Annotated in this window: 2 protein-coding genes; both read right to left on the bottom strand. The window is 71.3% G+C overall.

Features of this window, described 5'->3' with window-relative positions; translation table 11 throughout:
• Window positions 1-1,168: amino acid ABC transporter permease (locus RI554_11115; GenBank protein ID MDR9392563.1), on the bottom strand; the 1,168-nt coding region annotated here is incomplete at its 3' end.
• A 1-nt stretch (window position 1,169) separates the two neighbouring features.
• Complete coding sequence (locus RI554_11120) at window positions 1,170-2,981, bottom strand: ABC transporter permease subunit (GenBank protein MDR9392564.1); 1,812 nt, start codon at window positions 2,979-2,981, stop codon at window positions 1,170-1,172.
• Window positions 2,982-3,019 lie beyond the last annotated feature (38 nt).

The following is a 3,019-nucleotide window of genomic DNA, read 5'->3' on the forward strand; positions in this document are numbered from 1 at the left end:
AGGTGAAGAACCAGTACACGACCGCCATGAAGAGCGAGATCTCGAGCAGGACGCCTCCAGGATACAGCAGCGACTCCGGTTGGCTGGGGATGACCCGCCGACCGATCTCGAAGAAGTCGAAGAGCCCGACGATGAACACGAGCGACGTGTCCTTGAACAGGCCGATGGCCTGCCCGACGATGGCGGGGATCACGGCGCGAAGCGCCTGCGGGAGGACGATCAGGCGGGTGGTCTGCCATCCCGACAGGCCGAGCGCGCGGGCGGCTTCGCGTTGCCCGCTCGGGATGGACTGCAGGCCCCCGCGGACGTTCTCCGCCATGTACGCCGACGCGAACAGCGTGACCGCCACCATCGCGCGCGTCAGGGCGGGGATGGAGTCGGGGCTGACGTCGAGGAGGAGGGGCACCATGAGGCTGGCGATGAACAGCCAGGTGATGAGGGGGGCCCCGCGGATCAGTTCGATGTAGGCGACGCTGACGCCCCGGATGGCAGGGAGGTGGCTCTGTCGGCCCAGCGCGAGGAGGATCCCGAGGGGGAAGGCGACGGTGATGCCGACGCTCGCGAGGACGAGCGTGAGCAGGAAGCCGCCCCACTCAACGGTCCGCACGACCTGCATCGGGCCGTCCCCGCCGAGCCCGTAGACGAGGATCACGGCGACGGGGAGGCCGACCGCCCACGCCCACGTCTGGATGCGCACGAGGCCGGGGGCGAGGCGGCCGGCGGCGTACCCGCCGAGCGCCAGGGCGCTCGCGGCGACCCACGCGAGCCGCACCGACTCCCAGAACGGGATCGCGATGGCGGTTAGGAGAAGTGCGAGGCCGGTGAACCACCAGAACACGCCGCCGGCGATGCGGCCCTTGCCTGCGTGCCGCGCGAGGCCGGCGGTGAGGCCCGTGAGCATCAGGAGCGTAGCGGCCGCGAGCACCGGGCGCCACAGGAGGTCGGCGGGGTAGCGGTAGACCGCGAGGAGCTTCAGGTTGTTCCACAGCGGCTGCCAGGACGCTCCCCCGGTCACCCACCCGAGCAGGCTCCAGGCCGCGAGCAGCAGGAGGCTGCCGACGGCGAGGGAGGTGACCGTGTTGACGGGTCCGGAGAACAGGTTGCGGCGCGCCCATGCGGGCAGGCCGCGTTCGCCGGGGGGTGGGGGGCGGGAGGGGATCATCTGCATCTCAACGCTCCACGATCGCCATGCGGGCGTTCACGACGTTGAGGACGAAGGCGAAGGCGAGACTGATCGTCAGGTACGAGACGATGATCAGGAGGATGACCGGGACGCTGGCGCCGGTCTGGTTGGCGACGATGGTGCTGATGGCGAAGATCTCGGCGTACGCCGCGAGGGGCGCGAGGGAGGAGTTCTTCGTGAGGTTCAGGAACTGGCTGATCATGGGGGGCAGGATGATGCGGACCGCTTGCGGGAAGATCACCAGTGAGAACGTCTGGGCGCCCGACAGCCCGAGCGCCTTCGAGGCTTCGGTCTGGCCCTTGGGCACCGCCAGGATGCCGGCGCGGACGATCTCGGCGATGAACGTCGCGGTGTAGATCACGAGGGCCAACAGGAGCGCGAGGTAGCTGGCGGTGAAGCGGAAGCCTCCCTCGTAGTTGGAGACCGGGACCGTGGGGGTGCTGACGACCAGCGCGCCGGAGGGGCGGATCTCGACGGTGGCGTCGAGGGTGGGGGCGTCCTCGTCGTCGCCGGGCGTCCCGAAGAGGCCGACCGGACCCGACGCGCCGACCGACCCGACGCCGCTCCCCCCGGTCGCGGCGTCCGCCTCGAGCGACGCGACCGGTTCGAAGCCGGGGATGCGGAGGAGGCCGTCGCGGTCGGAGACGAGGTCGCGCCGGAAGCCCTCGACGACCAGGGCGGTCTGGACGTTGCGGAAGCCCTCTCCGTCGTCGCCGACCTCCTCGCCGGCCTGCCAGACGCCGTCGCCGTTGCGGTCCTCGTAGACGAGCGCCGCGATCGGTTTCTCGACCCAGTGCAGGTCGAAGCGTTCCACCTGGGCGTCGTCGAGGAGGCGCGCCTCGACCGCGTCGTACTCGCCGTCCTCGAGGACGGGGTAGCGCACGACGCTGGGTTTGACGGTGCGTTGCTCGACGAGGTTGCGGCTTCGGGCCGTGAGGGCGCCCTCCGCGACGCGGACCGTGACCGGGACGAAGCCGTAGCGGGCTTCGTCGCGGTCGCGTTCACCGTCGCCGTCGGCGTCGAGGAACGACACCCCGCGTCCGCGGTCGGCGGTGAACTCCACCGCGAGGGTCGCGGGGCGGTCGTCGCCCGCGGAGGCGGCGACGTAGCCGACGGCGGTGACGACGGCGAAGACGGCGAGGGTGGTCGGCCAGGCGCGGCCGGGGCGTTCGCTGGCGACGATGCGGCGGCGCCGCAGGCGGTGCGCGACCGCCGCCAGCACGAGGGCCGCCGCGATCCACGGAAGCCACTGCGTGAAGGCGAAGCCGGGGTAGGCGAAGGGGAAGGCGAGGCCCTTGTTGGAGAAGTAGATCCCACCGGGGAGGCGGATCGGAGCGGTGATGGTGGGGGGCAGCGTCGCGATGACGGCGGTGTACCAGAAGATGATCTGCACCGCGAGCGGGGTGTTGCGCAGCAACTCGACGTAGCCGCCGGCGATCTGTCGCAGCAACCAGTTCCCGCTGAGGCGCGAGACGCCGACGGCGATCCCGAGGAGCGTCGCGAGGGTGACGCCGATCAGTGCGATCTTGAGGGTGTTGAGGAACGCGACGACGAGCGCCCGCCAGTAGGGGTCGTCGGCGGTGTAGGGGATCGGGCGTTCGCTGATGGGGATACCGGCGCGCGCGTCGAGCCACCCGAAGTTGGCGGGCAGGTCGGAGCGGGCCAGCGCGGAGGTGACGTTGGTCCAGAGGATCGCGAGGGCGCCGAGGAGGACCGCGACGAACACGACCTGCGCGACGATGCCGAGGGTCTTGACGTTGCGCCAGACGGGGATGGGGCGCTGCGGGTCAGTCGGCACGGGAGCCTCGCGGCGGGCGCGCCGGGCGCCCGCGGGGG

Source organism: Trueperaceae bacterium (assembly GCA_031581195.1).
Classification (GTDB): Bacteria; Deinococcota; Deinococci; order Deinococcales; family Trueperaceae; genus SLSQ01.